This is a genomic window from Paraburkholderia youngii, from assembly GCF_013366925.1.
Lineage (GTDB): Bacteria > Pseudomonadota > Gammaproteobacteria > Burkholderiales > Burkholderiaceae > Paraburkholderia > Paraburkholderia youngii.
This window is the reverse complement of record NZ_JAALDK010000002.1, coordinates 692,417-717,808: the sequence shown is the minus strand read 5'-3', so window position 1 is coordinate 717,808 and position 25,392 is coordinate 692,417. Positions and strand designations below refer to the sequence as shown.

Genomic DNA, 25,392 nt, shown 5'->3' with positions numbered 1-25,392 from the left:
CGTCTAGTAGGCGCCGCCGGTATCGATGGTCAGATGGAGCATGTCGTCCTCGAGAACCCGGATGAAATGCTCATCCTCCTGCAGGAGTTCCTCCAGCACGTCACTGTCGGAAAGCACGCCGATGACGCGCCCCGATTCGATAACAGGCAGGTGCCGGATCCGCTTCGTGTGCATCGACGCGAGGCATTGATCGCAGGTATGCTCGGGTGTCACATAAAACACCTGAGTGGTCATGATGTCGCCAACCTTGGTGTTGGCGGCGTTGCGGCCGAGCACATCGACTTTGCGCGCGTAGTCGCGCTGGGACAGCACGCCAACCAGATTGCTGCTTTGCAGCACCAGCACCGTCGTCACATCCTTGTCGGCCATTAGCTGCAGCGCGCTGAGCACCGTGTCGTCGGGTCCGACCGAAACCACCTCCCGCGGGTTCGCGGACAGAATTTGCCGTGCTGTCTTCCTCTCCTTTTTCATGAGCGCCTCCACACAGAAAGGGGAGCATGTGCGGACTCCGCCTGATCAAAGCGAAATCGGAATACTGTCGTTCAGGTCCAGCCAGGTCTGGCGATCTTTTGTCTTCGTCGAATTGCAGTGTACGTCGCTTGATCTGCGCCGAACGAACATTTTCCGTTCCGGCCTATGTGGAAGAGTGCGGTTGACGGTGCGGCGACTTTCACATTCGACCGCTCAGGTGAATGTCGATGGGACCTCTATTGCCTTTCGGTTGTTGCGAATGATTGGCCGCAAATTGACTCGCAGACTGTCGCTCGATATTGCGATCGACTGGAGTTCACTCGCGACAGCAGTAGCGACGTCATAGCAATTAGAGAAGTTGTCGATCCGTCCGCCGCTTGCTACCGCGAACGGTCGGCCGTGAGCCCACCTCGTGGTCCGCGCGCGGTTCGTCATACGCAGTGGCGACGGCCCGCAGCCCCTGCCGGACGCGGTCGATCACGTTGCCTTCCTGTCGTCTCGCGTACACCACGTACGCCGACCATGAGAATTCCGGCGCGCCCGTGACGAGGCGCAGACGGCCGTCCCGCAAAAACGGCTCGGCGGTGCCGATGCGAAAGTAGCCCGATCCGCCAACTGACAGCAGATAAGTCAGCGCCAACGGTCCGAGCGAAATGGAGACAGGTGGACTACCGAGGTCAGGGAAGGCCGCCTGATGGTTTGCCTGAAAGCTCGGCCCCCAGTCGACATAGACATACTGGGCGGGATCCATCGCGCCATCTGGCGCGCTCGTCACCATCACCAGCTTTTCTTCGACGAGCAGTTCCGAAACCAGGTCAGGACGTTGCGGAGGGTTGTAAAGAACAGCGATGTCGAGCGATCCTTCATGCACGCGGTCAAGCAAACGCATCGGACTGTCGACCTCCGCGCGCAGGGCGATCTGCGGGCATTCGCGATGCATCCAGATGAGCCAGTCGGCGAGGAGCGGATGCCACAGACTGAGTTCGCCGCCCAGACTGACACCCTCTTCGCGTCCGGGCGGGAGCGCCACATGCTGACGAGCTTGTTCCCACACCTGCACGAGGGTCGTTGCATGCCGGACGAAGCGTTCCCCAGCCGTCGTCAGACGGGCGCCAGCCTTGTTGCGCACGAACAGCCGGCGTCCCAGCTGTTCCTCCAGGGTGCGGATGCGCGCGCTCACCGCCGTCTGCGTCAGGTGCAAACGCTCCGCGGCCGATATGAAGCTGCCACTTGCCGAGACTTCGAGAAAGGTGCGAGCTAGCGTGATATCCATCGTTTTATATCAAAATTTTTGCTTTCAATTGGAATGATAATCCATTTGCCTGCGGATAACCGGTGCCGGAAGATGGCTGTTGGTTCATCACCAAGTTGACCTGTCGAGGCCCGCGCGACACGCTCACGCGGACACCCCGGGGCAGCGCACGTCTGGAGTCGATAGAGAGATGGCTATTGCGGAATTTCGGGACCCGGGGCTGACCGAGGCCCAGTGGGAACACATCAAGGCCCTCACGACCTCGCTCGACTCCCGGCAACTCGTCTGGGTCAGCGGATATCTGGCGGGGTTCGATCAAGCCAGCACACTGCGAGCCGAAGCGCGCGCACCGGCTGCTGAAGCCGATCTCGGCGGCGCTTCGGCACGCCGGCTCACCGTGCTCTACGGCAGCGAAACCGGCAACAGCGCGGCGCTCGCCCGCACGCTCGCCGAGCAGGCGGCGCAACGCGGTCTCGTCGCATCGCTGCATGACATGGCGAGCTACAAGATTCGCCAGTTGAAGGACGAGCAGGATGTCCTCGTCGTCGTGAGCACCTATGGCGAGGGCGATCCGCCGCAGTCGGCCACCGACTTCTTCGAGTTCATCGAAGGACGCAAGGCGCCGAAGCTCGGCGGCATGCGTTTTGCCGTGCTGGCGTTGGGAGACTCGACCTATGAACACTATTGCGAGGCGGGCAAGCGGCTCGACCGCCGATTCGAGGAGCTCGGCGCCGAGCGCCTCGCGCAGAGGGTCGATTGTGACGTCGATTACGAACAACCGGCGAACGCCTGGATCGAGCAGACCCTTGCGCTTCTGGGCAGCAATTTATCCGCAGGCGGTCAGCCGCCCAGCGCCGAGCCGCGCGCGCCCGCAGGCGCGTTGCCGCAACGGCGGGCCGCCATCGACAGGCAACATCCATTTCACGCCCGCGTCATTGAAAACATTGCGCTGACGGGGCGTGGATCTTCGAAGGAAACCCGGCATATCGAGCTGTCGCTCGAAGGCTCGGGCCTTAGCTTCGAACCGGGCGACGCGTTGGGCGTGGTGCCGACGAATGACCCATCAGTGGTTCGCGCGGTACTGCAGGAACTCGATCTCGATGACTCGCAAGCCGTCGACGTGAAGGGCAACGACACCACACTCGGCGATGCGCTTGGCGCGGGCTTCGAAGTCACTGCGCTCACGCCACGCTTTCTCGAGCATTGGGCACGGCTTTGCGGTGCGGCGGAGCTCGAACGTCTCGTCGACAACGCGCATGCGGGCGAGCGAACCGCCTACATGCGCGGTCACCACATCATCGACGTGCTCCGGCGGTTTCCCGTCAAGGGCATCGACGCGCAACACTTCCTCGCTGCGCTAAGACCTTTGCAGCCGCGCCTCTATTCGATTGCATCGAGCCTCGCCGCGGCACCCGATGAAGTGCACCTGACCGTTTCGGCGCTGCGCTACGAACTGCACGGCGAACCGCGCGCAGGCGTAGCGTCGGGGCAATTGTCCGAGCGCATCGAGCTCGATGCTCAACTGCCTGTGTACATACACCGGAATTCGAACTTCCGGTTGCCCGGAGGCGACGTGCCGATCATCATGATCGGCGCCGGCACCGGCATTGCGCCGTTTCGCGCCTTCATGCAGGAACGCGAAGCACGCGGGGCCAACGGACGGTCGTGGCTTTTCTTCGGTGAACGCAACTTCCGCACCGACTTTCTCTATCAGACGGAGTGGCAACGGCTGCTGAAAGACAACGCGTTGACGCGGATGGACGTTGCCTTCTCGCGCGACCGGCGCATCAACGGCGAAGGCAAGACCTACGTGCAGCACCGGATGCAGGCGCAGGGCCACGACCTTTTCGCGTGGCTGGAAGAAGGCGCGCACCTGTACGTCTGCGGCGATGCAAGCCGCCTCGCGCCCGATGTCCATCACACGCTTCTCGAGATCATCGGCAGCGAGGGCGCGCTCGATACCGAATGCGCGCAAGCGTACCTTCAACAGCTTCAACGTGACGGGCGCTACCAGCGCGATGTCTACTGAGCGACATGATGAGCAACCCACATACCGAACCGGATCGCAGCCGCGACCTGTCACAGCCCGTCGAACGCTTGAGCGCGGACGAACGTCTGAAGGCCGCGAGCGACCAGTTGCGCGGCACGATAGGCGCAAGCCTTGCCGATCCGCTGACGGGCGCCGTAGCCGATACCGACACGAAGCTGCTGAAATTCCACGGCATCTATCAGCAGGACGACCGCGATTTGCGCGACGAGCGCCGGCGGCAAAAGCTCGAACCGGCGTTTCAATTCATGATTCGCGTGCGGATGCCAGGCGGCGTTTGCGCGCCTGCGCAATGGCTCAAACTCGACGAGCTCGCGCGTGCGAACGGCGGCGAAACACTGCGGCTGACGACGCGGCAAACGGTCCAATTCCATTGGGTGCTCAAGGACGACCTGCGACCCCTCATCCAGGGCCTGCGCGAAGTGCAGCTCGATACGATCTCTGCCTGCGGCGACGACGCCCGCGGCGTGATGTGCTCGATCAATCCGCATCTGTCGTCGCTCCATGCCGCTGTCTATGACCTCGCGCGCCGCGCCAGCGACCAGGCGATTCCACGCATGCACGCTTATCGCGAGGCCTGGTATGGCGAGACACGCATCGAGGGCCCGGAACCCGAGGAGCCGTTCTACGGCAAGACCTACATGCCGCGCAAGTTCAAGATTGGCTTCGCGGTTCCACCCGTCAACGACATCGATGTTTATACACAGGACCTCGGATTTATCGCCATTGCCGAGCATGGCGAACTGAAGGGATTCAACGTCGCGATCGGCGGCGGAATGGGCCGCAGCGATCAATCGGCGGCGACCTATCCGCGCCTCGCCGACGTAATCGGCTTCGTCACGCCGGATCAGGTGCTTGCCACCTGCGAAGCGGTGATGAGCGTTCAGCGCGATTACGGCGACCGCAAGGAACGCGCGCACGCGCGCTTCAAGTACACGATCGACGATCTCGGTCTCGACTGGGTCAAAGCCGAGATCGAGCGGCGGCTGGGCTTCGCACTCGGAAACGCGCACCAGTTTGCCTTTACAACCAACGGCGACGCACTGGGCTGGCAGACGGGCGACGACGGCGCACATCACCTGACGCTGTTCATCGAGAACGGCCGCCTGAGCAACGGGCCGGACCATGCGCTGCTCGATGGTCTGCGTGCAATCGCGCGCGTGCACGTCGGCACGTTTCGCCTGACGCCTAATCAGAACATCGTGATTGCTCAGGTGCCCGACGCGAACCGCGAGCAAATCGAGCGGCTCGCCGAAGAACACGGCCTGCTCGCTCACGTTCGTGACAGCGCGTTGCGCCTGAACTCGATGGCCTGCGTGGCGATGCCGACCTGTGGTCTGGCGATGGCCGAAAGCGAGCGCTACCTCCCGTCTCTCGTGACGAAGATCGAAGCCTTGCTCGAAAAGCACGGGCTGACGGATGTCCCGATCACGATGCGTATGAGCGGGTGCCCGAACGGTTGCTCGCGGCCCTATATCGCAGAGATCGGCCTGTCGGGACGCGCGCCGGGCAAGTACAACCTTTATCTCGGTGGCGGCTTTCACGGGGAAAGACTCAATCGCCTGTATCGCGAGAACGTCGGCGAACAGACGATCCTCGAGTCGCTCGACACGACGCTCGGCCATTTCGCCAGCGAACGCGTCGAGCACGAGCACTTCGGTGACTTCGTCATTCGCGCAGGTTATGTCGATGCCGTGACCTCGGGCCGCGATTTCAACCGTTGATCAAGTGTATTGCACGGTCTGCTTCGACGATGTCGCTTTACTTTCGGTCCATGAAGGAGAATTGGATTTGCGCCGCCGACGCGGGCGTCGGCGGCGCGAGGCAGGCGTTCGGACCCGGCTTCAGGAACGAGGAATGCTGCGATCCTATGGGTTCAACCACTGGAGAGCACAATCATGTCCCATCGACTGAAAACAGGTGATCGCGTTACGTGGAACACTGCGCAAGGCGTGACGACAGGCACGATCGTCCGCAGGATCATCAGGGAGACGGAACTGGACGGTCAGGTTGTCAACGCGTCGACGGACGACCCCCATTACGAGGTCGAAAGCGAGAAAAGCGGTCAGCATGCGGTGCATCGCGCGGACAGTCTGGAGAAGGTGCACAAGCACTGATCCGCGCCGGATCGAGAAACGACGCGATTGCACCGGGCTGCGTCGTTGCAAGGTAGGCCATCAAGACTCGCACGGCATGATCGGGCCGGCAGGGTACCGGCCCGCCATGCCTGCTAGGCGATCTTCTTCGCTTCGTCGCGCCAGTAGTGTTGCTGTTTCCACCCAAGAAGGCGCTTGAGTTTCTCATTGCTGAGCAGAGTCTCGAACTCGCCGAGTTGCTTTCTGAGCGGCACGCCCGGGTAGTAGCGCCGAAGCAGTTCCGCTGTGGGTACGTCGGACGATACGTCGTCGGCCGCGACGTTCATGACCTGAAAGCCGAGGCCATCCTTTTCGATGGCGAGCCGGCACGCGCTCGCGAGGTCGCGGCCGTCGATATAGCTCCACGCAATCCTCTTGCGCAGTGCCGGGTCTTTGAGCCACTGCGGAAACTTCGCGTAGTCGCTGGGTTCGAGCACATTGCCGATACGTAAGCAGTAAATGTCGGAGCCGGTTCGCGCGTGAAACGCCTTCGCCGTCACTTCGTTGATCACCTTGGACGTCGCGTAGCTGTCCATCGGGTCCACCGGGTATTGCTCGTCGAGCGGGAAGTATTCCGGACTGCGGTCGCGGTGCGCGAACACGATGCCGTAGGTGGTCTCGCTCGATGCCACGATCACCTTGCGGATGCCAAGCTTCGACGCCGCGTCGAGGATGTTGTACGTGCCCATCACGTTGATTCGGTAAACCTCGTTGTCGGGCGTGATCATGATGCGAGGGATCGCCGCGAAATGAACGATCGCGTCAATCGGCTTGGGTTCGAGGTCGTTGGCGAATTCCCCCGCCGCCGTGCTCGATGCCAGCGCATTGAATACCTGGCCCGCATCGGTGATGTCCGTAATCAACGTGCGCGCGGTGCGCGCTGCCATCGGCACGCGATCGACGTTCATCACCTCGTAGCCGTGCTCGATCAGGTCCTGGACGACCCATTTCCCGGCCAGGCCGCTGCCGCCGGTCACAATCACTCGCTTCGTCATGTGCTCCTCTTCTCCTGTTGTCCTTCTTGTTCCGGTGGCGCTGCGTGTCCCTGATGCGGCAGTGCTGGTCTCTGCTCAATGCGTTCGGCTGAGACGACGTTCAGGCGTTGATCCAGGCTCGCGCCTGTTCCAGCTCGTTGACGCGAAACGCCTTCATTTCGGCCTTTGTAAAGAACCGCGCCAAATGCATCGACGCGTGAATCCAGCCCGCGTCGGCCACCACGGCGGCGCGCGTGACTTTGCGGGCGACGGAGACGCCGAGCGTCAGGTCGGTCCACAGCGCCTTCGGTTCGATGCCGCTGAAATGCTCGATGCGTTCGAGCACGCGGGTCTTACCGTTCAGTTCAAGATCGCCACGCATGCGCTCGATGGCTTCGCGCAGTTCGTGGTCGGTGATTTTGCCTTCGACGGTTATTTCGATGACCGGTGAATCGGGTACGGTGTGATACACGATCATGGCAGGACCCCTGGCGAGAGAGACGTTACACGCTCAGGCACAGATGAACCTGGCGTCCGACGGTGTGCTCATGGTACCCCTTTCCACACGCCCGGTTGGGTTGCGAGCGTATTGCCATCGAGATCGACGACGAGCGGCCGGCCGCGGTCCGGCGTGATCGGCGCGTGGTTCACGACTGCGGCACGATCACGAACATTTGGTAGGGACGCGCGGGCAACTCCCGTCCCCACGCGGTCTTGCCCACCTCGAGCGCAACCGGCGCTGCATGGCTTAGCGACGATGCAGTCGCGATGCAGTCCGAGTCGTCGCCACGGCACACGATCAGCGTACCCTGGCGCGCGAAATCGGCGGGTGTGATCCAGGGCGTTGCCGCCGGCCAGTGGAGATCCCAGAAGCGGGCGCGGCCGCCGTCATAGAACACCATCGAAGCGGCCTCATGCGTCGAGCCCGCCACGATCGACAGCGGCCGGCTGGTGCGTTCGTGCCACACCGCCTGCGCGGCCGCCGCGAGTTCCGCGCGTGGCTCGGCCGCGTCGTCGGTATTGCGCCGCGCCCCCGTGTAGCCGACCACTGCCGACATCGCGAGCACCAGCGCCCAGTACACCGCCATCGCGCGTACCGCGCGCCGCGGCGCGAACTCGACGCGGGCTTGCGCAAGCACGGCAAGCCAGAGCGGCACGATCGCGAACCACTGCGCCATGCCCCAGACCGAGGCCATCTGCGTCTTGCCGGTCACGGACAGCACGCCCACGGCGAACAGCGGCCCCAGCGCGAGCCACCAGAGATCCGGGTGCGACGCGGGCCGAACGACGCTCAGCGCCATCAGCCGCGCAGCCCCACGGGTGCGCACCATCAACAGCACGAAAACGAAACTGAGCGCGAGATAGCCGATCTGCGCGAGCGTGTAGATGCCAAAGCGCCCGACCGCGGCGAGCAGGGTGCCGCCAGTGCGTTGCGCGGCATACTCGAGCGTCGGGAAATGATTGACCATCATCCAGTGGACGTGCGGGGCCAGCACGGCGACGCCGGCCGCCACCGCGAGCAGCGAATCGACGCTGACGAGGCGCGCACGCCATGCGGGGCGCGCGAGCAATGCCAGCAACAGCCCGAGCAGCAGCACGATCGTGAAGTACTTGCCCAGCACCGCAAGCGCCGCGCACGCCCCGAGACCGAGCGCCGCGCCGCTGCGCGCGAGGCGGCTGCCCGGTTGCGCGTAGCGGACGAAAAAGTAGGCGGTCCACGGCCAGACCGACAACAGGATCGAGTTCGGATTGAATTTGATGGCGAGATTCGAGTAAAGCGGCGATACCGCCATCGCAAGCCCGGCGAAGATCGCGATCTGGCGCGGCACGAAGCGGCCGGCGAGCGCGACGATCCCGGCGAGGCCGACCAGCACGTTCACCGCCGACAGCGCGAAATACGCGAGATCGGTATGCGGGAACACGTTGAACCAGGCCGCTGCGACCCACGACGAAAGCGGCGGGTGCTTTGCGTAACCGGCCTGCCACTCGATGCCCCAGACGTAGGTCTCGACCATGTCGCCCTGGATGTCCAGATTGCCGCGCGCGAGCCAGGCGGCGAGAGTCCAGACGACTGCGTGGAAGGGGAGCAGCCAGCCGAGTGATGCGATGCCTGCGGCGGCAGGTTGGTCGGAGGCCGAGGCGAGCGACGGAGGATTCGAAAGCTGGGTCGACATTGAGCGTGATGGTCCGAGTGCCGCCGTACCGGGCGGCGTTTTTAGCCCGGCATTGTAATATGAGCTTATGGAACAAGTGGGCGAAACTGACAGACCACCCGGCAACCCATGGCGCCGATCGAGTTACAAAGGCTTGAGGGAGGAAGGACGCTCGCGGCGAAAATTGGCCCGTGAAGGGGGCGCGTCCATCGACTAACAGAGCGGCATGCCGCTAATGGGCCTGGCATCAGCCGGCCGCCGGGCGAATGAAGAGGAACGCCGTCACGACCATCAGCTGCCGCGCATCTTCGGCAGCCGGGTGACCGTTGTACCAGCCGGAGATCAGGGGGCGGTTCCGGCTAGCGCACATACATCATGTCAGAAGACGTCCCCATTCATAATCGACACGATCGGGTAGCATGGGACTTACGCCGGCCCCCGGCGTAAAAGTGAGTTCGCCGAAGAACACCCGGTCAGATGGTGAGTACAGGTCGACGCGTACATAATCGAAACCCTCGGACAAAAGCGCCGCCGTATCAAGCAACAACTCCAGATTGTTCGGCCGCGGTGCCGGTCTCGTGCTGCGAACGTAGGGAGCAAACTCGAGGTCGATACGGTTCCATTGTGCGTCGTATGTGTCGCCGCGCGTATTACTTCCGAAACGGTCTGAGATCACGAAGATAAACATCACAGGTCGCCCCGATCCGTTCGCAAAGCAGTGAACCTTGTAGTCGGCTGGAATCATGCCGTGCTCGTCGAGCAGCAGACTCTCGAAGTAAATGCGTGGCTGAATTCCTCGGTAGTGCCGTTCCCGCGCATTTCTGTAGAAATTGGTGGATAGCCATTGGCTGGCGAGAAGCTGGAGATGTTCGAAACTCTGCTGCGACTTGTCCCGGACGATTTCTACAAAATTGTTTCCATGATTTGCCTTCATGACAAAGGAATTCGGCAACATGTCGAAAACATTCTGCGTAAAGTCCGAGGGTGCGGAGATGATCGGGATTAGGTATTTCTCACCGATCTTTTCTCTGACGTAATCGCGCACGGTCAGTTTGTCGGTCAACGCGCTGTATCGCGAGTCCGGCCGCAAGCAACGTAGCAGGATTTTCTCGTTGTAGGTTGTGGGGTGAAATAGTTTAGGGAAGCGCCCGATACGCTTCCAGTGTAGCAAGCTGAGGAAAACCGCATCGGGAAGAAGCTGTTTCGCGTTGTCTTTCGTCCATTGAACAATGGATTGGGACGGGTAGGTCATTACACGTCTCCCAACAATGACTACGCACGGGTATCAACATTCCTGAAGCTGCGACTGACAGAAGTTCGATGCAGGCAGCAGGGGACATGATCATTCGGCAAGAAGCCAACGTCAAGAGCGGTGCCGCCGCATGTAGTAGCTATTGATATGCAGCAAAGCCGCTCAGTGCAAATAATCAGAAGTAATGGGCCGCTGACCTTGTTTCCTGACCGGATGTGTTCGCAATGAAAGCGTCATGAACGCGCTTGAAGTGGAAGGTACCGTACGCATGTGTATCGTCGCCTTGATCAACGACTGCGCGTCGAGCATGCGCGCAACGTCACGCATTGCCGGAAGAAGCGCCGCAAGGCTGACCTGTCCAGCAACGTGATCCTGCAACGCACTGCGGACATCGATTGCGGTCACTACCGCGAAGTACGATTGTCTGCGTGACGACGCGAAGAGTTACGCGGGTTCGCTTGCCCTGAGAAGTTCTATCGCCCATTCGACGAATACGCGCACCTTGGAGGCGAGATGCCGATTGGCCGGATAGGCAACGTGCACAGCGACGTCATCGCCGCGCCAATCGGGAAAGAGGCGCACGAGTGCGCCAGAGCGAAGGTGCGGGGTGACGAGGAACGCATAGGTGGTGAGTACGCCGAGCCCTGCAAGTCCAGCCGCTAGCGCGGCGCTCGAGTCGTTGACGCTTAACCGATGACTGCCGTGGATTTCGAAGAGCTGTTCGTCCCGATGGAGCTGGAAGACGAAGTCTCGCCCCGAGCGCGGAGAATTCATGCGGACGATCGTATGGCCTTGCATGAGGTCCGCGGGCTCGCGCGGTAGGCCGTGGCGCTGAATGTAGGCGGGCGACGCGCACGTCACGAGCGGCAGCGTACCGGCCGAGCGCGCGATCAGTGAGTCGCTGAGTAATGGCCCGAGACGCAGAACACAGTCAAGGTTCTCGGCGATGAGATCAACCGACCGGTTACCGACGCTCAGCTCGACCTGCACATCGGGATAGCGCGCAAAGAAGTCGGGCATGGCCGGGACGACCAATTGGTACGCCAACGAGCCGGGCAGTTCCACCCTGATTTTTCCCTTCGGCGAACGGGTTGCGCTCAGGACGCTGCCATCCAGCGAGCCAACCTCGTCAAGCACGCGAATCGAGCCCTCGTAATAGATCTGGCCTTCCTGCGTCAGCGTGAGTTGACGACTTGTACGGTGCAGCAGCCGCACCCCCAGTTCTTTTTCGAGTTCCTGTATGAGGCGGGTGACGGACGATTTGGGCACATTCATGAGGTCTGCAGCACGCGTAAAGGTGCCTAAATCGACGACACGAACGAAGGTCTGCATCGCGGCCAGCTTATCCATGCATTAGTCCTGTCAGATTGGGATGCATGCGGGTCGCGGGTCGATATGGATATTTGCGTCGTGCGAGGATGCATGCGATGTGCTGCGGCATTCTCGCACGGCGCAGGCGCCGAAAGCGTGTCGTAAGCGTCGGTCGCCCGTACGCTTGCGCCGCCATCAAGCCTCGCTCAGGAAGCTGACCAATGCCTGATATGCGTGCCCCCGGTTCTTCTCGAGCATGAGCATGTGGGTTGCTTCGCCCAGTTCGAGCCAACGCTTGTCCGGCGACCCGCTCAGATGCGCGAAGTAATCCTGCGCAAGCGCGAGCGGCACGTCGACATCCCATTCTCCATGAATCAGCAGGACCGGCACTTCGATGTGGCCCGGGTCATAAAACGCCTTACCTGCTCCCCAGTACTCGCGAATGTCCTGAATCGGCCCGTTCGCGACACGGATCGACTGGTTCTCGCGCAACGCCTCGTCGGGCTCCGTGCGAACCGTATTGTCGAGCCATGCTTCGAAGCCACCATCCGGTATCAGTGTGCTGCGCTTCCACTCGGGGGCGGCATTGACCCAGCGCTCGCGCGCATCGGCCGCGCGCACCACCCGGTAACCACCCAGCGGGCCACCTGGGTCCAGTGGGATGGGCTTGTCGCTGACCCACTGTGGCGCGACGAGCCCGAGCCTGCGAACCTTGTGACCGTTGCGGGCGGTGAACGCGCCACTCACGCTGCCGCCCCAGGACATTCCGATCACATTGATACGCGCGATGCCTGAAGTGCGCAGCACGAAGTTCACGGCGCTCGTGAAGTCGCGCAAGCCGGATTCGGTACGCCCCAGCGGCTCGCTCTGCGCAGCGGCGACACGCATTTGCGGTGGTCGTGTCGATTCACCATAGCCGCGCGCATCCACGGCGTAAACATCGAAGCCTGCGCGAGCGAGGTAGTCCATAAACGAATAACCGCCGATCGGCGTGTCGTAGAGGCTGCCGGATCCGTAGGTGGCGCCGTGCATCAACATCACGGTGCGTGCTTCACCAAAGTCGGTGCGGCCTGCCGGCCGCTTGTTGCGGATGTGAAGCTCGATCTCGGGCGTATCGCTCGGGATCATGAAGTCGCGGGATTCAATCTGTGCTTGGGTTGCCATGATGTTTGCTCTCTGGTGGAGAGGTTCAGCGGGGCAGCCAGACGAAACCGCCGGCCTGCCTTTCGACCACGCCCACGGATGTTCCGGGGAAATGACTGCTGAAGAACAGCGAGTGCCGATCTGCGGCGTGGTTCAGCGCCCAGAGCCGCGAGCGCTCGGCATCGTCGGGAAACTCGCAGAAAGTCGAGTTCCACTCGGGCTTGGCTATCTGAATCGGGTGATGCATGACGTCGCCTGAAAACAGCGCGTGCTGCCCTTCGGAAGTGAAGCCGATCGACAGATGGTCGAAGCTGTGGCCTTTGGTTCGATGGAACGTGAACCCCTCCAGGCCTTCGAGCGTGGGCTGGCTTTGTGCGTCGATCAACAGGGCCTGGCCCGCATCGATAATCGGCTGCACGCTGTCCTCGAATACGCCAGCGCTCGGTGTCTGCACGTGCGCTTCGTCGGCATAGAAACGGTACTCGGCATTCGAGAACACGTAGGTCGCATTGGCGAATGTCGGGCGCCACGCGTCACCTTTGCGCACCGTGTTCCAGCCGACGTGATCGACGTGCAGGTGCGTGATCAGCACGACGTCGACGTCGGCCGGCTGGACGCCGGCTGCCGCAAGGCGCTGCAAGTAAGGCGTATCGAGTTGATCGAACACGGGGTTCAGCGGTCGATGCTTGCCGTTGCCGGCACCCGTGTCGATCAGGACGGTTTTGCCCTCTGTCTGCACGATCCAGCTATGTACGCTCAACGCGAGCGTCTCACCGTCTTGCGAGGCGTTCTCGCGGCCGATCCATGGCGGCGGATCGTTGGCAAGGATCGAGCGATCCCGGTCGGGAAACAGGTAGGCTGAAGGAATCTCGGGAAGAACGAGATCGGTGACCCGTGTCACGGTCGCACTGCCGATCCGATATCGATGAATGGTGTCCACTTTGATTGCACATCCTTTTGGAAGAGGCCGCGGCGATGTGTCGAGGCATGGACGTATAGTCCTGCTTCCCGCCGTCTGGAAGAAGCGGGGCTGGGCGAAAGCATGGTTGCGGAAAAACGAACGTTGTGACGCCTGGACCGGATCGCCGCTGAGGGTGCAACGGCGCTGTCTGACGGACTGCGGCGACAGCTTTTGCCGGCTTTCCGGGTGCCGCGGTCCGGGTTGTCATGAATGACGCGCACCGTACTCAGGAAGGCGACATAACCGCCGGGCTGTTTCGGCCTAGAATTCTCTGAGGAGGTGCCAGTCATGTCAGCTACCAGGCGCAACGATCCAGGCCATCGCGCCTATCAAGCCGCACTGGACAGAACGACCCGCTACCCTTCGGAGCACGTCACGTTGACAGCTAGTTCCAGGAAAAGGCTGCGCCCCAGTGCGCCGCATCGCAAGGTCGGGCGCGGCAAGATCGGCGTCGGCGGCAAGCGCAGCGAAAGGTAGGCGTATTGACGGAACTCCCGGCAATCGTGACGTTCATCGCAGAGGTGTCGTTGCATGCCGCGGTTTCCGCACACGCTCGACAGACGATTGAGACAGCGTTTGCGCAGATCGAAAGCAAGCTCAGCGACGGGTGTTCGTACTCGTTGCCGTGCGGCTATACGATCGTCGATCCGTTTCTGCTTGTTCTCTATCGGTGGGGCATGCGCATCGGCCTACCGATGGGTGACACGTATCAGGCTTGGACCGCATCGGCGCGGCGCGTCCTCGAGCGGCCGGCCGTACAGCGTGCACTCCATAGTGAAGGCATTTCGCTCGAGTTTTGACGGCTGCTCCGAGTCTTATCGACAGAACTGCAAGATGGCATCGGCGACGTCCCGCGGCGCTTCGCGCTGCGGAAAGTGGCCGACACCATCGAGAACCTTCCGCTCATATCGCCCACGGAAGTACGACTCCGGTCCGCTCGAACTATCGGGATGATTGCAAGTGTCCGCACCGCCGTGCAGCACCAGCGTTGCAACCGATAGCACCGGTGCGGGATTCAGACGCGTTTCATCGTCGGCATAGGCGGGGTCTCCGTCGACAAAGCCCCAACGATGTCGATAGGAATGGAGCACGATGTCGGCCCAGTCGTCGCCCACGAATGACTGCGCCGCTTCGGCGAAGTCGGCCGGCGTGTACCAGCCGGCCGGCGCCCAGCTATCCCACATCTGCCGGGCGAAGGCCTCACGCTCGTCCCGAACCACGCGTGCGCCTCGCGGCGTGGCCATAAACCAGTGGTACCAATAATTGCGTGCCTGCTGCAGGGTCAATACCTGGTCCGGGGCATTGGTGCCGTATCCCACCGAGAGCATTACCAGATGTGAGGCCACGCCGTCTCGCAGGCCGCACGCATTAGCGACCGCGCGTGCGCCCCAATCATGTCCGACGAGGACCGGCCGCTCAACTTGCAGCACGTCGACGAAATCCAGAAGATCGCGCCCCAGCGCGGACAACTGGCCGCTGCGAGGCGTGCTCGTATCGAGAAACCGGGTGGGCGCGAAGCCCCGCAGTGCAGGTGCGAGCACGCGGTAACCCGAATCGGCCAGAATGCGCGCGACGCTCTTCCAGCACTGCGGGCTGTCCGGCCAGCCATGCAGCAGCACCGCTGTTCGCGCGCCCTGCGGGTTCCATTCGAGATAGGCAATGTCGAGCCGCTGGGTAGCGGCGTGGCGGTAGGTGTTCATGGTTTTCCTCGTGCAAACAGGGTAGTGCCACGATAGCTCGACGTCTCGTCGCGATTGGTGAATAATCACGACTCATTGGTGATTATTTGTGTTGAATCGTTTCAATGGACATTCTGCCCGCTGCCGACGGTGTTCCGCTCGATACCGTATTGCTCCGCACTTTTCTCGAAGTCGTGGACAGCGGCAGCTTTGCCACGGCCGCCGAGCGTCTGGCGCTGACTCCTTCGGCCGTGAGCGGCCATATCAAGCGCCTGGAACAAATGGTCGGCGTTGATCTGCTGACACGCACGACTCGCCACCTGGCGTTGACGCAGGGCGGCGACACCTTGTATGCGTACGGCCGCAACATTCTCGATCTGGAACGCGAGGTCCGCGCGAAACTGCGCGGCGCGCCGCTGCGTGGGTTACTGCGGGTCGGTGCATCGGAAGATTTTGCCGGCACCTGGCTACCCCAGGTGCTACAGCGTTTTCGACAGCGACATCCCGAGGCGACAATCGACCTCAAAGTCGGCATCACGGCCGATCTGTTGCGCCAGCAGGAGCGCGGTCGTCTGGATCTCGTGTTCGGCAAGCAATGCAGCCGTGTCGGGAAAGGTGGTGAACTGCTGTGGGAAGAACCGCTGGTCTGGGCCTACGCGCAACATGAACCTCTGGATCTCGACCGGCCGCTGCCGCTGGCCGTCTTTCCCGATCCCTGCATCTATCGAGAGTCGGCAATCGCGGCACTCAACAAGGCGGGGCGCGCGTGGCGCCTCGTGTTCGAGAGCAGCAGCATGGCGGGCTGTCTGTCGGCGGCGAGTTCGGGTTTTGCCGTTACCGTCATCGCCGATAGTCAGCGAGTCGAAGGTTTGCGCCTGCTGGGTCGCAAAGAAGGCTTGCCCGCGTTGCCGGTTGCACGTTTCTACGCGTTTCCCCGCTCCGACTCGCCCGCGTGCGCGGATTTGATAGCTGCCGCACGCCGGGCAGGCCAGCAAGGTCGCTTCGGTCCACGCTCACTTCGCGCGTGAGCGGTCTGTCGCCCCATGAGAAAATTTCACCCGCGCGCGCCGTGCCTTGAACACGTAGGTCCATTGCCGTTACGCTATTTGCTGCTGCTCTGGCCCGAGACAGGTGCTCCATGCGCGCCAACCATGCTTTGCCTACGCAAACCGGCAGGCCCGTGCTCCAGACGACGGGCCATCTCTCCTCATTCGGCAACGACGCGATTGCATTGCGCTGGACGCACGAGAACGAACGTCTCGCCGGTTTCTCGCTGATCGATTGCGAGCGCAAACGCACGCTGCTCCTCATCGCACCGTTCACGCTCACGCTCGCTGACGGAACCACCACGGGCCTGGCCGAGATGAAGGTCGTTGCGCCGGTGAGCGACGCGGCGGTCGAACCCAACCCGCGTGCGTCCCGCCTGGGCGAACGAATCGCAGGGCGGCGCGCGAGCATCTCCCTTGTCGATACTCATGGACGCCTAAAGGTGCAATGGAGCGTCGAGCAACGCGACGGGTCACGATATCTGCGCGTCCAACTTGCGATTACGGCGCTTGTTCGGGACGAAGCGATCACCGCCGTGTCATTGCTGCAGACGCGCGCTGCTGGCGCCAAGGCCAGTCCTGAGCGCAAGGGCACGCCGGTCGTTGCGGGCAACTTTTATCTGGGCTTCGAGCATCCGCTGGCGACAAGTCAGGTAGAGGGCGACACCCTTGGCTTTACGCTGCATCGCGCGTTGCCTCTACAGAAAAACAGAACGCTGGTCTACTCGGCTGTGGCAGGTGTAGCCAGTGACGGCCAGATTCGGCGCGACTTCGGCATCTATCTGGAGCGGGAACGCGCCCGCCCGTATCGGCCGTTTCTGCACTACAACAGCTGGGGCGACATCGGCTACCTGACGCCATATTCGCAGGAACAGGCGCTCGAACGCATCGAAACGATCGGCCACGAGTTGCATGCAGTGCGCGGGGTGCAAATCGATTCGTTTCTGTTCGACGATGGCTGGGACGACCTTGGCGGCGGCTGGCAATTCAGCAATGCATTTCCAGATGGCTTCGTTCCGCTGCGCGACGCTACCGCGCGATTCCGCGCCGCTCCCGGCATATGGCTTTCGCCGTGGGGCGGCTACGGTACGCCGAAACAGGAACGCGTAGCACGAGGACGTGCCGCTGGTTATGAGGTCATCGACAACGGTCTCGCGTTGTCGGGTCCGACCTATTACCGGCGCTTTCATGAGGTCGTGATGGACATGCTCGACAAGGGCGGCGTCAATCAATTCAAGTTCGACGGCACGGGCAATGCCGACAGGGTGTTTCCTGGCAGCCTGTTCGACAGCGATTGGGACGCGGCGATTCAACTGATCGAGGACATCCGCGCGGCCAAGCCCGAAACCTTCATCAATCTCACGACAGGTACGCATCCGTCGCCGTTCTGGCTGCGCCATGTCGACTCCATCTGGCGCGGCGGCAGCGACGATGGCCTGGCGGGAAGCGGCACGAACCGCGAGCGCTGGATCACCTACCGCGACACGCAGACGTATTACAACGTCGTCGAGCGCAGTCCGCTCTTTCCACTCAATTCGCTGATGCTGCACGGCATCCTCTATGCGCAGTGCAATCCACGCCTCAATACGTCGACGGGAGATGCATTCTCCAACGAAGTGTGGTCGTACTTCGGGACCGGCACGCAATTGCAGGAGCTATACATCACGCCTGCGCTGCTGGGCGAGCACGACTGGGATGAGCTTGCGCGCGCCGCGAGATGGGCGCGCGAAAACGGCGACATCCTGCGCGACAGCCATTGGATTGGCGGCGCGCCGGACGAACAGGCGGCTTACGGTTGGGCAGCGTGGGCGCCGCGCAAGTCGATCGTGACGCTGCGCAATCCTCACACTCGCACACAACGCTTCATACTCGACCTGCGGCGCCAACTGGAGTTGCCGGATGGGGCGGCGGGACGATTCGAAGCGCGCAGCGTTGGGCGTGCAAGGGCTTCCGGCATTCCCACTCAACTGGACGCTGATGTACCGCATGCAGTGCAACTCGCGCCGTTCGAAGTGCTCACGCTCGAACTGCTGCCGGTTGCCGCCGCGAAACGGTGAAGGGGAGAAGGCGTGCGCGCTAGTACAGGCGATCGGCCAGTGGAATCGGCCTCGCGTCGATCTGATGGAGGTCGAAGACCAGTACCTCGTTGTTACCTCGCACGAGCCACGGCGCGGGGCAATACAGGCGCTTTTGCGGGCCGATGTTCCAGTAGCGTCCCAGGTTGTGACCATTGACCCAGACGAGACCCTTGGTCCAGTTGCTCATGTCGAGCCAGGTGTCGCCGACTTCGGTCAGCAGCACACTCGCCTTGAAAAAGAGACCGGGTTTGCTCGGGTTCGTGCAGCCTTCGTTGAGGTTGGCGATGAACGTGTCATCCATCGGCAACAGGTGGACGTCCCATTGCTCGAGCAACGAGACTGAGCCGTCTACGTGTTGCATCGTGACCGGTTCGAGCAGACCTTTGCGGTCGACGAGCGCGGGTCCGAAGTTGACGCGTCCCATGGCCTCGACGAGTATCTCCAGCGGTACGAGACTGTCCGTGCTCGACCCTTGATTCTGCCGCGCCGAAGGCAGGGCAAGCGGCGCGCGATGCATCATGTGGAGCGACTGCGCGTACCTGCGCGGCAGTTGCGCTCTCGATACGCCGCCCGCGTACTGTTCACCAAGAAAAACGGTCGCATAGTCGTGAACGCCGCTGATATCCAGCACACCGCTCGCGTGCTCCGGTAAAAACTTGCGATACAGCACGAAGCCGAACGCCTGACCGTAGTGTTCGAACGACTGCGGTTCGACGCCTTGCTCGTGCGGCAGTGCCGCTGGCAGGTTGTCCCAGATCGACGCGTAGAGCGTTGGCATCAAGGCCCCAACGCCTGCGCAGTCAAGCGTGGCGATGGCATCCGGTATGGCTGGCAACGGTTCGGGCAGATAGCTGGCGATCAGGTCTCGATATTTGAGGTACTTCGGCGTCGCCATGCCTTGCTCGTTGATCGGCGCGCAGTAGTCGTAGCTCGTGATGTCGGGCTGATAGTTGCCCGAATCGTCCACGTTCGCGCCGGCAAAAAAGCTGAAGCTCGTGCCGCCGTGAATCACATACAGGTTGAACGACAGTCGCGCCTGCATGAACGTGGCCAAGCTGCTGGAGAGGTCGTAGTCCACGCCCGCGAAGCCCGCTTCGCCCCAATGCGTGAGCCACCCCGGATACACCTCGCCTGCCATCGCGGGCACCGAGGGGAAATTGCGGCGCACCGTTGCGATTTGCGCTGCGTTGCCGTTGCTCAGCGCGATCGCGCCGCCCGTCACCGTGGTGTGATTGCGTTCGAGTTGCGCGAGACCGTCTTCGGTGTAGAACGGCCCGCTTATGCCTCCTTTGAGCCAAAGCTGCCTGAGCTCTTCGAGGTAAGCCGGATTGCTCGCATACGAACCGAATTCGTTTTCGATCTGGATCATCAGGATCGGACCGCCGTGCTCGCTCATCAATGGCTTGATGCGCGGAACCAGTTCGTCGATATAGCGAGCCACCGCCGCCATGTAGCGAGGATCGGTGGCCGAGTCGGTCCGCAACTGGATGTCCGGCTCGCGCAACAGCCAGGCAGGCAGACCGCCCAGATCCCACTCTGCGCAAACGTAAGGCCCGGGGCGCAACAGCACCCACATCTGCTCGGATCGACATAGGCGAATGAAGGCCTCGATATCGCGATTACCGCTGCGGAAGTCGAACATGCCTCTGTGCGTCTCATGGTAATTCCACATGATGTACAACGCGACGCAGTTCATCCCCATCGCCCTTGCCATGCGGATGCGGTGTTGCCAGTATTCGCGCGGGATGCGGGCTGGATGCATCTCGCCGCTGCGAATCTGGAACGGCAGGCCGTCGAGCAGGAAGTGTTCGCCGTCGGGGCTAAAGGAGAAGGTGTGGCCGCGTTCGAGGTTCACGATGGGCGTCGTCAAGTTGGCGAATGTAGGCTAACTGTATTCGATAGAATGAATACACGCGACGGCATTGCGGCATTCCGGGCGAAGCGATGCGCCGCACAACGCTGTAGCGGTAATTCTGTAGGCCTGACTGGAAATGAGTACGGGCAAGATTTTGTCCGGCATCGCGATGGCCGCGCTGTCCACCGCATGCGCCGCTGCGGGGGCGTCCGGTGCGTGTGTGCCGTCGTTCTCCGAGGTCGCCGTCAAGGACGGACTCGAAGTGCGGACCCGCTGCGCTGTCTCCGCGCCCGCGCTCCCACGCGTCACCGAACGGCTGAACCGCGCGGTGAAGCACGACGGGCTCTCCGCCGAGCAACGTGCCGCGCTGGCGACAGCGGCTAATACGATGCTGCGCGCGATCTTCTCGCAGACAGATCACGACGAAGCCACCAACGAAGCCGCGCTCGCCAACTTCGAACCGATCCTTGAAAGCCTCGCATCGCAGATCAGGACGCGCTCCGATATCGACCTCAGAGCCGAGGCTTCGGAATGGAACGCACGCTATGAAGAGCTGCTGCGCAGGTTGTCGATCACGCACAGCACGGCCTCCACCGAACTGCAGGCCGCCGCCGCCGTGAGGCGTCTCGATCTGGATCGCGCCTCTGCGTTGCTGATGCGGCTCATGGCCGAGGCAACCGGTACGGCCCAGCTAAGCGCCGCGCGCAACTACGAAGCGGCGAGCGTCGAACTGCTTCGCTTCATGCCATGGAACGCACTGCCGTACCTGGAGCATGCCCATGCGCTGCAACCCGACGATAAGGACATCGCCACCGCATTCGCCGACACGCTGCTCGTGCAGCACGAGCCCGAGCGTGCCGAGCCGGTGTATCGGGCGCTGCTGGTCCAGTATCGGACGCTTGCGCAACAGCGTCCCGCCGCATGGCAGCCGTCCATCGCGCGGACGCTCGGCAAGCTTGGCAGTCTGTATGTGATGCGGCAGCAGCAGAAGGAAGCCGAAGCCGCATGGCTGCACGCGCTCGAAATCTACTGGGCGCTTGCGCGCGTGGACCCTTCGGTCTACGGTCCCGCAGTGGCTAACTCCTTCGATAGCCTCGCAACGTTGTACCGCGACACGCAGCGTCTGCAGGACGCGGCAGACGCGTGGCGCGAAGCCCTCGCCCTCGACCGTGCGCTGGCCCGACAGGACCCGGCAAAGTACCGGCCCGCGGTCGCGATGACGCTCAACGACCTCGGCATCCTCTACAGTGCGACACAGCGCACCCATGACGCGGAACTCGCCTATCTCGAAGCGCTCGGCATCCAGCGCGCACTCGAACATGACAATCCCGCTGCCTGGCGTCCGGCGCTTGCGCGCACGCTGAATAACCTCGGGAACTGCTACAGCGCAAGCGAGCGGCTGCCGGAAGCTGAGCGCGCTTACCGGCAAGCTCTGAAGATCCGTCAACAGCTCGCCCGCGAAAATCCCGCGATCTACGAGCCCGACGTGGCGCATACGCTGGGCAATCTGGGCGTGCTGTACCGCCTCGAACGGCAGCCGGCCAAGGCGCTGCAGACTTACCAGGACGCGCTGCAGATCGTCCACGCGCTGTCGCGCGATACGCCGGTTGCGTACCAGCCTGACGAGGCACGGATACTGAACAATCTGGGCGTACTCTACAGCCGCACCGGCAGGCCGCGCGAAGCGGAAGACGCATGGCGCCGAGCGCTGGATCTGTACCGCAGACTCGCCCACGACGATCCGTTGACCTGGCGGCAGGATCAAGCACGCACGTTGCGGAATCTGGGCACACTGCTCAGCCACACGCAACGTTCGGCGGAAGGCGACGCATTGGAACGCGAGGCCGACGAGCTCATCGATTCAACGCGGGTGCAATAGCTCCCGAGGCAAGCCGCCGGGCCGCAACCGAGACGCACCAGTGGGGAAACGTCGGCTGTCGGCGCTCATCCAAATACGCCCCGGATCACGTCTTTCTCAAATTCGACTGTCCACGCGGTGCCGTGCCCCGTCTGGTACTCCCGTTCCCGCAGTGATGACGTGCGAACGACGGTGACACTGCCCCTCAGCGGGTAGACCTCGTCCACGATATCGGTCGCTCCGGTCTCCTGAAGGACAAAGTCGGACTCGGCGAGATGGTGCCGACGCAAGACGGCGAGAAAATCAGCCCTTTCGTCGGGTGCGATCACTGACATTGGGCGCCTCCTTTGGGCTGAGTCTCGCCGAAAAACCCGTGATCGATCGAGACGTAGCCGGCCCCTCATAAGGTACAAACCGTGCTTTCATTCTAGGCGTTTGCGCCACTTGGCGTGCGGATTGCCGGTGCGTGAACTATTCTGAAAAGATCGCAAGTGTTCATTCCTTTTCAGATATTCGACAGGAGGTGTGCCATGGCGATGTCGCCAACCTTGCAGGAGTGCCTGCGCAGCAAGGGTTCCCGCTACGAAGTCGTGCGTCATCCATACAGCCACTCGAGTATCGAAACGGCTGCGGCGGCGCACATTCCGGGTGACCGCCTTGCCAAGACCGTGCTGCTCGAAGACGAACACGGCTATGTGGCCGCCGTGCTGCCATCGACTTACGCCGTGCAGCTCTCCGAGTTCTGGAGCAAGACCGGGCGCCGGCTTGCTCTCGCCACGGAAGTCGAACTGCGCGAATTGTTCAAGGACTGCGATGCCGGAGCGGTACCGCCGATTTGTATGGCGTATGGCATGAAAACCTACCTGGAGTCGAGTCTGGCAGGCCAGCCCGACGTCTACTTCGAGGCGGGCGATCACGAAGAACTGGTTCATATGGAAGCGGATCAGTTCCTCGCGCTGATGGACGATGCGGAGCGCGCGCATTTCGCACGGCGGATGCGAGGGTTGGGCGGCCGGGCCTGAGGCGGGGCCCGAGTGGTGCCGCCCTCAGTCGCAAAGCAGCCCTACCATCGGAATCGCCGGGGTTCGTCCCGCGATCAGGTCGGCCGTGATTCGAGCCGATCCGTGTGACATCGTCCAGCCGATATGACCGTGGCCGGTGTTTAGATAAAGGTTGCGGTACTTCTTGCGCCCAAAAAACGGCAGGTTCGTTGGCGTCATCGGCCTGAGGCCGGCCCACATTTCGGCGCGATCGTAGTTGGCGCCGGCCGGGTAGAGTTCCTGCGTCACGCTCTTCATGAAGGCAAAATCAGAAGGCTTGTGGCTCGTGTCGTAGCCAGCAAACTCCGCCGTTGCCGTAACCCGGAGCCGATCGCCGAAGCGCGAGATTGCGACCAGGTTGTGCTCGTCCACCGCTGCAACGGCGGGTGGCATGGGCCGCCCATCGATCGGAATCGTCAGCGAGTATCCCTTGATCGGATAGATCGCAAGATCGATGCCGATCTGTCGGGCGAGAACCGGACTATAGGGGCCGAGGGCGAGCACATACGCGTCGCCTTTGACAAGGCCTCGGCTCGTTCTCGTGCCTGCTATGTCCTGCCCGGCGGTTTCGAAGCCGTCGATCGTCGCATCCGTCAGAAGCGTACCGCCACGCGCGACGACCTTTTCCGCAAGGGCGCGGGTGAACTTCGCAGGATCCCCGGTCTCATCGGTCGGGCAGTGAATGGCGCCCGCTATCCTGTCTTTTGCCGAAGCCAGCGACGGGTCGAGCGCGACCACCTCATCGGGGCTGAGGACCCTGATGACTTGCCCGTCGGATTCCAGCAGTTTCATATGTTCGATTCCGCGGTCCTGCGCCTCCTGAGTCCGATGGAGATAGAGAATTCCGCGCTCGTTTCGATCGTATTCGATGGCCTCCTCAGCGATTACATCCTGTAGTACTCGCTGCGAATACGCGGCAAGCCGATGCTTGAGCAGGGTATTGCGGCGTGCCTTCTCCGATGTGCATTCCATCAGGAAGCGCCACGACCAGCTGTAGAGCCTCGGATCCGCCGAGAACTTGAAGCGCAACGCCTGATCTTTCAGCACCAGCGATTTGAGCAGAATCATCGGCGCTTTGGGCGAGGACCAGACAAAGGAATGCCCGGGCGCGATCATGCCCGCGTTACCCCAACTGGTTTCCGCGGCGACTAAAGGCTGCCGCTCGACGATCACGACCTCATGGCCATCTTTCTGCAACTGGTACGCGGTCGTCACACCGACCACCCCGCCGCCGAGCACGATAATTTTCATAATGTCCTGAGATACAAGGGGGCTGCGGCAGTCTCACTTCCATTGCGGCTGATTCAGCACCATTCCGTGCTGTCCCTTGTAGGCAGCCACAGCCGGCGGCGCCCACCCGTCCAGCATCTGCGGCGCGAGTTGCCAGACCTCGATGCCGAGCGGCCGGCACACTTCCAGAGGATCGCGCGCGTCGGGCCCCCACATCGGCACTGACAGATCGCCGCCCGGACAGGTCGACAGTGCGCACAGCAAGTCGATCTCCGCGAAGAATTCGAGGTAATCGCCTTTCTTTGCCGGACACGCCTTCATGAAGTATTTGTCGTCGAGATTCAGGCCGGTGCACTGGAACACGTTGAGCACGTCGTGGACGTCGTACTCGGTCAAGCCATACGGGGCGATGGCGCGCGTCAGGTTGGAGTGGCAGTGGAAATGAAAATCCTCGCCGGTCAGCATGCGGTTCACGTACGGATCGCAGCGCGTGCCGAGCAGATCGTGGACGCGGCCGCCGTGCTCGTCGACGCCGTAGCCGGCGAGACTGTCATCGGTGATGGTCACCATCGGACGCAGGAATGGCAGCGTCGACCACAGACGGTCGAACGTGCTCACGTGCGCCTGCTGCAACTGGCGCGTGCGCGACGCCCACATGCGCTCGCGCGGGTTGTGCCGGTTCCATATGTTCAGGTCGGCAACCTGCGGGCCTTCGATCGTGACGATCCGAAACACGTGCCCGGCCGGCACGGTCCACGCTCGGCCCGAGCGGATCGGCACGACGATCGATTCGACCAGCGTGCGGGTATCCTGCTGTGAGGCGATGCGCTGATAGAAGGTCTTGTCGACGTCGAGCGCCGAGCCTTTGGTGGACTGATAGGCAGCAGGGTAATTCAGCATCATGCGT

Annotated in this window: 25 protein-coding genes; 9 read left to right on the top strand and 16 right to left on the bottom strand. The window is 62.2% G+C overall.

All coding sequences use genetic code 11. The features are described from left to right. Positions 1–3: 3 nt before the first annotated feature. Both G5S42_RS34615 and G5S42_RS34610 read right to left on the bottom strand, forming a co-directional pair. Complete coding sequence (locus G5S42_RS34615; protein ID WP_176111252.1) at positions 4–471, bottom strand: CBS domain-containing protein; 468 nt, start codon at positions 469–471, stop codon at positions 4–6. Between the two features lie 349 nt (positions 472–820). Continuing rightward, positions 821–1,744 (bottom strand): LysR family transcriptional regulator, encoded by a 924-nt coding sequence (locus tag G5S42_RS34610; RefSeq protein ID WP_176111251.1) that lies wholly within the window; start codon positions 1,742–1,744, stop codon positions 821–823. Between the two features lie 169 nt (positions 1,745–1,913). On the opposite strand from G5S42_RS34610, the gene G5S42_RS34605 reads away from it, so the two are divergent. The 3 genes from G5S42_RS34605 to G5S42_RS34595 all read left to right on the top strand — a co-directional run bounded on the left by G5S42_RS34605 (position 1,914) and on the right by G5S42_RS34595 (position 5,887). Further along, positions 1,914–3,752: an assimilatory sulfite reductase (NADPH) flavoprotein subunit gene (locus G5S42_RS34605; RefSeq protein ID WP_176111250.1), complete on the top strand. Its 1,839-nt coding sequence runs from the start codon at positions 1,914–1,916 to the stop codon at positions 3,750–3,752. Positions 3,753–3,760: 8 nt separating this feature from the next. Beyond that, the gene (locus G5S42_RS34600) at positions 3,761–5,494 is read left to right on the top strand and encodes an NADPH-dependent assimilatory sulfite reductase hemoprotein subunit (RefSeq protein ID WP_176111249.1); all 1,734 of its coding nucleotides are present in this window, start codon (positions 3,761–3,763) and stop codon (positions 5,492–5,494) included. Between the two features lie 174 nt (positions 5,495–5,668). Then, positions 5,669–5,887, top strand: a complete 219-nt coding sequence (locus tag G5S42_RS34595; protein WP_176111248.1) for a hypervirulence associated TUDOR domain-containing protein — start codon at positions 5,669–5,671, stop codon at positions 5,885–5,887. A 113-nt stretch (positions 5,888–6,000) separates the two neighbouring features. On the opposite strand, the gene G5S42_RS34590 is transcribed toward G5S42_RS34595, so the two are convergent. From G5S42_RS34590 to G5S42_RS34555, 9 genes are all read right to left on the bottom strand, one after another. Continuing rightward, complete coding sequence (locus G5S42_RS34590; protein ID WP_176111247.1) at positions 6,001–6,900, bottom strand: NAD-dependent epimerase/dehydratase family protein; 900 nt, start codon at positions 6,898–6,900, stop codon at positions 6,001–6,003. A 100-nt stretch (positions 6,901–7,000) separates the two neighbouring features. Further along, positions 7,001–7,357 (bottom strand): SpoIIAA family protein, encoded by a 357-nt coding sequence (locus tag G5S42_RS34585; RefSeq protein ID WP_176111246.1) that lies wholly within the window; start codon positions 7,355–7,357, stop codon positions 7,001–7,003. A 169-nt stretch (positions 7,358–7,526) separates the two neighbouring features. Next, positions 7,527–9,053: a glycosyltransferase family 39 protein gene (locus G5S42_RS34580; protein ID WP_176111245.1), complete on the bottom strand. Its 1,527-nt coding sequence runs from the start codon at positions 9,051–9,053 to the stop codon at positions 7,527–7,529. 226 nt (positions 9,054–9,279) lie between these two features. After that, the gene (locus G5S42_RS45295; protein WP_281375143.1) at positions 9,280–9,402 is read right to left on the bottom strand and encodes a hypothetical protein; all 123 of its coding nucleotides are present in this window, start codon (positions 9,400–9,402) and stop codon (positions 9,280–9,282) included. Positions 9,403–9,405: 3 nt separating this feature from the next. Further along, a complete protein-coding gene (locus G5S42_RS34575; RefSeq protein WP_176111244.1) occupies positions 9,406–10,284 on the bottom strand; it encodes an ATP-grasp fold amidoligase family protein in 879 nt (292 codons plus the stop codon). 162 nt (positions 10,285–10,446) lie between these two features. Next, positions 10,447–10,689, bottom strand: a complete 243-nt coding sequence (locus G5S42_RS34570; protein ID WP_176111243.1) for a hypothetical protein — start codon at positions 10,687–10,689, stop codon at positions 10,447–10,449. Between the two features lie 39 nt (positions 10,690–10,728). Next, positions 10,729–11,634 (bottom strand): LysR family transcriptional regulator, encoded by a 906-nt coding sequence (locus G5S42_RS34565; protein WP_176111242.1) that lies wholly within the window; start codon positions 11,632–11,634, stop codon positions 10,729–10,731. Positions 11,635–11,790: 156 nt separating this feature from the next. Then, a complete protein-coding gene (locus tag G5S42_RS34560; RefSeq protein WP_176111241.1) occupies positions 11,791–12,759 on the bottom strand; it encodes an alpha/beta hydrolase in 969 nt (322 codons plus the stop codon). Positions 12,760–12,784: 25 nt separating this feature from the next. Next, the gene (locus tag G5S42_RS34555; RefSeq protein ID WP_176111240.1) at positions 12,785–13,678 is read right to left on the bottom strand and encodes an MBL fold metallo-hydrolase; all 894 of its coding nucleotides are present in this window, start codon (positions 13,676–13,678) and stop codon (positions 12,785–12,787) included. Positions 13,679–13,987: 309 nt separating this feature from the next. Here G5S42_RS34555 and G5S42_RS34550 point away from each other — a divergent pair, with 309 nt between their 5' ends. Both G5S42_RS34550 and G5S42_RS34545 read left to right on the top strand, forming a co-directional pair. Continuing rightward, a complete protein-coding gene (locus tag G5S42_RS34550; RefSeq protein WP_176111239.1) occupies positions 13,988–14,176 on the top strand; it encodes a hypothetical protein in 189 nt (62 codons plus the stop codon). Between the two features lie 26 nt (positions 14,177–14,202). Beyond that, entirely contained in the window at positions 14,203–14,499 is a 297-nt protein-coding gene (locus G5S42_RS34545) for a glutathione S-transferase family protein (protein ID WP_176111238.1), read from the top strand. A gap of 15 nt (positions 14,500–14,514) precedes the next feature. Here G5S42_RS34545 and G5S42_RS34540 read toward each other — a convergent pair whose 3' ends face one another. Beyond that, positions 14,515–15,399, bottom strand: coding sequence for an alpha/beta fold hydrolase (locus G5S42_RS34540; RefSeq protein ID WP_176111237.1), 885 nt, complete (start codon positions 15,397–15,399; stop codon positions 14,515–14,517). 104 nt (positions 15,400–15,503) lie between these two features. Between G5S42_RS34540 and G5S42_RS34535 the strand changes: the two genes are divergently transcribed. Both G5S42_RS34535 and G5S42_RS34530 read left to right on the top strand, forming a co-directional pair. After that, positions 15,504–16,406 (top strand): LysR substrate-binding domain-containing protein, encoded by a 903-nt coding sequence (locus G5S42_RS34535; RefSeq protein ID WP_176111236.1) that lies wholly within the window; start codon positions 15,504–15,506, stop codon positions 16,404–16,406. Between the two features lie 110 nt (positions 16,407–16,516). After that, a complete protein-coding gene (locus G5S42_RS34530; RefSeq protein ID WP_246392275.1) occupies positions 16,517–18,481 on the top strand; it encodes an enterotoxin in 1,965 nt (654 codons plus the stop codon). A 19-nt stretch (positions 18,482–18,500) separates the two neighbouring features. On the opposite strand, the gene G5S42_RS34525 is transcribed toward G5S42_RS34530, so the two are convergent. After that, on the bottom strand, positions 18,501–20,372 hold the full coding sequence (locus tag G5S42_RS34525; RefSeq protein WP_176111235.1) for a beta-galactosidase: 1,872 nt from the start codon (positions 20,370–20,372) through the stop codon (positions 18,501–18,503). A gap of 121 nt (positions 20,373–20,493) precedes the next feature. On the opposite strand from G5S42_RS34525, the gene G5S42_RS34520 reads away from it, so the two are divergent. Then, entirely contained in the window at positions 20,494–22,236 is a 1,743-nt protein-coding gene (locus G5S42_RS34520; RefSeq protein WP_176111234.1) for a tetratricopeptide repeat protein, read from the top strand. A gap of 65 nt (positions 22,237–22,301) precedes the next feature. Here G5S42_RS34520 and G5S42_RS34515 read toward each other — a convergent pair whose 3' ends face one another. Further along, complete coding sequence (locus G5S42_RS34515; protein WP_018436237.1) at positions 22,302–22,550, bottom strand: hypothetical protein; 249 nt, start codon at positions 22,548–22,550, stop codon at positions 22,302–22,304. Between the two features lie 195 nt (positions 22,551–22,745). Here G5S42_RS34515 and G5S42_RS34510 point away from each other — a divergent pair, with 195 nt between their 5' ends. Next, a complete protein-coding gene (locus tag G5S42_RS34510) occupies positions 22,746–23,237 on the top strand; it encodes an aminoacyl-tRNA deacylase (protein ID WP_176111233.1) in 492 nt (163 codons plus the stop codon). A 24-nt stretch (positions 23,238–23,261) separates the two neighbouring features. Here the strand turns inward: G5S42_RS34510 and G5S42_RS34505 are convergent, their stop codons facing one another. Together G5S42_RS34505 and G5S42_RS34500 are read right to left on the bottom strand one after the other, a co-directional pair. Beyond that, a complete protein-coding gene (locus G5S42_RS34505; protein WP_176111232.1) occupies positions 23,262–24,506 on the bottom strand; it encodes a D-amino acid dehydrogenase in 1,245 nt (414 codons plus the stop codon). 33 nt (positions 24,507–24,539) lie between these two features. Continuing rightward, on the bottom strand, positions 24,540–25,385 hold the full coding sequence (locus tag G5S42_RS34500; protein WP_176111965.1) for an urea carboxylase-associated family protein: 846 nt from the start codon (positions 25,383–25,385) through the stop codon (positions 24,540–24,542). Positions 25,386–25,392: the final 7 nt, after the last annotated feature.

What these genes read in the sequence shown, in the direction of transcription:
- G5S42_RS34615 (WP_176111252.1), bottom strand. Translation starts at nt 471, where the DNA reads ATGAAAAAGGAGAGGAAGACAGCACGGCAAATTCTGTCCGCGAACCCG.
- G5S42_RS34610 (WP_176111251.1), bottom strand. Translation starts at nt 1,744, where the DNA reads ATGGATATCACGCTAGCTCGCACCTTTCTCGAAGTCTCGGCAAGTGGC.
- G5S42_RS34605 (WP_176111250.1), top strand. Translation starts at nt 1,914, where the DNA reads ATGGCTATTGCGGAATTTCGGGACCCGGGGCTGACCGAGGCCCAGTGG.
- G5S42_RS34600 (WP_176111249.1), top strand. Translation starts at nt 3,761, where the DNA reads ATGAGCAACCCACATACCGAACCGGATCGCAGCCGCGACCTGTCACAG.
- G5S42_RS34595 (WP_176111248.1), top strand. Translation starts at nt 5,669, where the DNA reads ATGTCCCATCGACTGAAAACAGGTGATCGCGTTACGTGGAACACTGCG.
- G5S42_RS34590 (WP_176111247.1), bottom strand. Translation starts at nt 6,900, where the DNA reads ATGACGAAGCGAGTGATTGTGACCGGCGGCAGCGGCCTGGCCGGGAAA.
- G5S42_RS34585 (WP_176111246.1), bottom strand. Translation starts at nt 7,357, where the DNA reads ATGATCGTGTATCACACCGTACCCGATTCACCGGTCATCGAAATAACC.
- G5S42_RS34580 (WP_176111245.1), bottom strand. Translation starts at nt 9,053, where the DNA reads ATGTCGACCCAGCTTTCGAATCCTCCGTCGCTCGCCTCGGCCTCCGAC.
- G5S42_RS45295 (WP_281375143.1), bottom strand. Translation starts at nt 9,402, where the DNA reads ATGTGCGCTAGCCGGAACCGCCCCCTGATCTCCGGCTGGTACAACGGT.
- G5S42_RS34575 (WP_176111244.1), bottom strand. Translation starts at nt 10,284, where the DNA reads ATGACCTACCCGTCCCAATCCATTGTTCAATGGACGAAAGACAACGCG.
- G5S42_RS34565 (WP_176111242.1), bottom strand. Translation starts at nt 11,634, where the DNA reads ATGGATAAGCTGGCCGCGATGCAGACCTTCGTTCGTGTCGTCGATTTA.
- G5S42_RS34560 (WP_176111241.1), bottom strand. Translation starts at nt 12,759, where the DNA reads ATGGCAACCCAAGCACAGATTGAATCCCGCGACTTCATGATCCCGAGC.
- G5S42_RS34550 (WP_176111239.1), top strand. Translation starts at nt 13,988, where the DNA reads ATGTCAGCTACCAGGCGCAACGATCCAGGCCATCGCGCCTATCAAGCC.
- G5S42_RS34540 (WP_176111237.1), bottom strand. Translation starts at nt 15,399, where the DNA reads ATGAACACCTACCGCCACGCCGCTACCCAGCGGCTCGACATTGCCTAT.
- G5S42_RS34535 (WP_176111236.1), top strand. Translation starts at nt 15,504, where the DNA reads ATGGACATTCTGCCCGCTGCCGACGGTGTTCCGCTCGATACCGTATTG.
- G5S42_RS34530 (WP_246392275.1), top strand. Translation starts at nt 16,517, where the DNA reads ATGCGCGCCAACCATGCTTTGCCTACGCAAACCGGCAGGCCCGTGCTC.
- G5S42_RS34520 (WP_176111234.1), top strand. Translation starts at nt 20,494, where the DNA reads ATGAGTACGGGCAAGATTTTGTCCGGCATCGCGATGGCCGCGCTGTCC.
- G5S42_RS34515 (WP_018436237.1), bottom strand. Translation starts at nt 22,550, where the DNA reads ATGTCAGTGATCGCACCCGACGAAAGGGCTGATTTTCTCGCCGTCTTG.
- G5S42_RS34510 (WP_176111233.1), top strand. Translation starts at nt 22,746, where the DNA reads ATGGCGATGTCGCCAACCTTGCAGGAGTGCCTGCGCAGCAAGGGTTCC.
- G5S42_RS34505 (WP_176111232.1), bottom strand. Translation starts at nt 24,506, where the DNA reads ATGAAAATTATCGTGCTCGGCGGCGGGGTGGTCGGTGTGACGACCGCG.
- G5S42_RS34500 (WP_176111965.1), bottom strand. Translation starts at nt 25,385, where the DNA reads ATGCTGAATTACCCTGCTGCCTATCAGTCCACCAAAGGCTCGGCGCTC.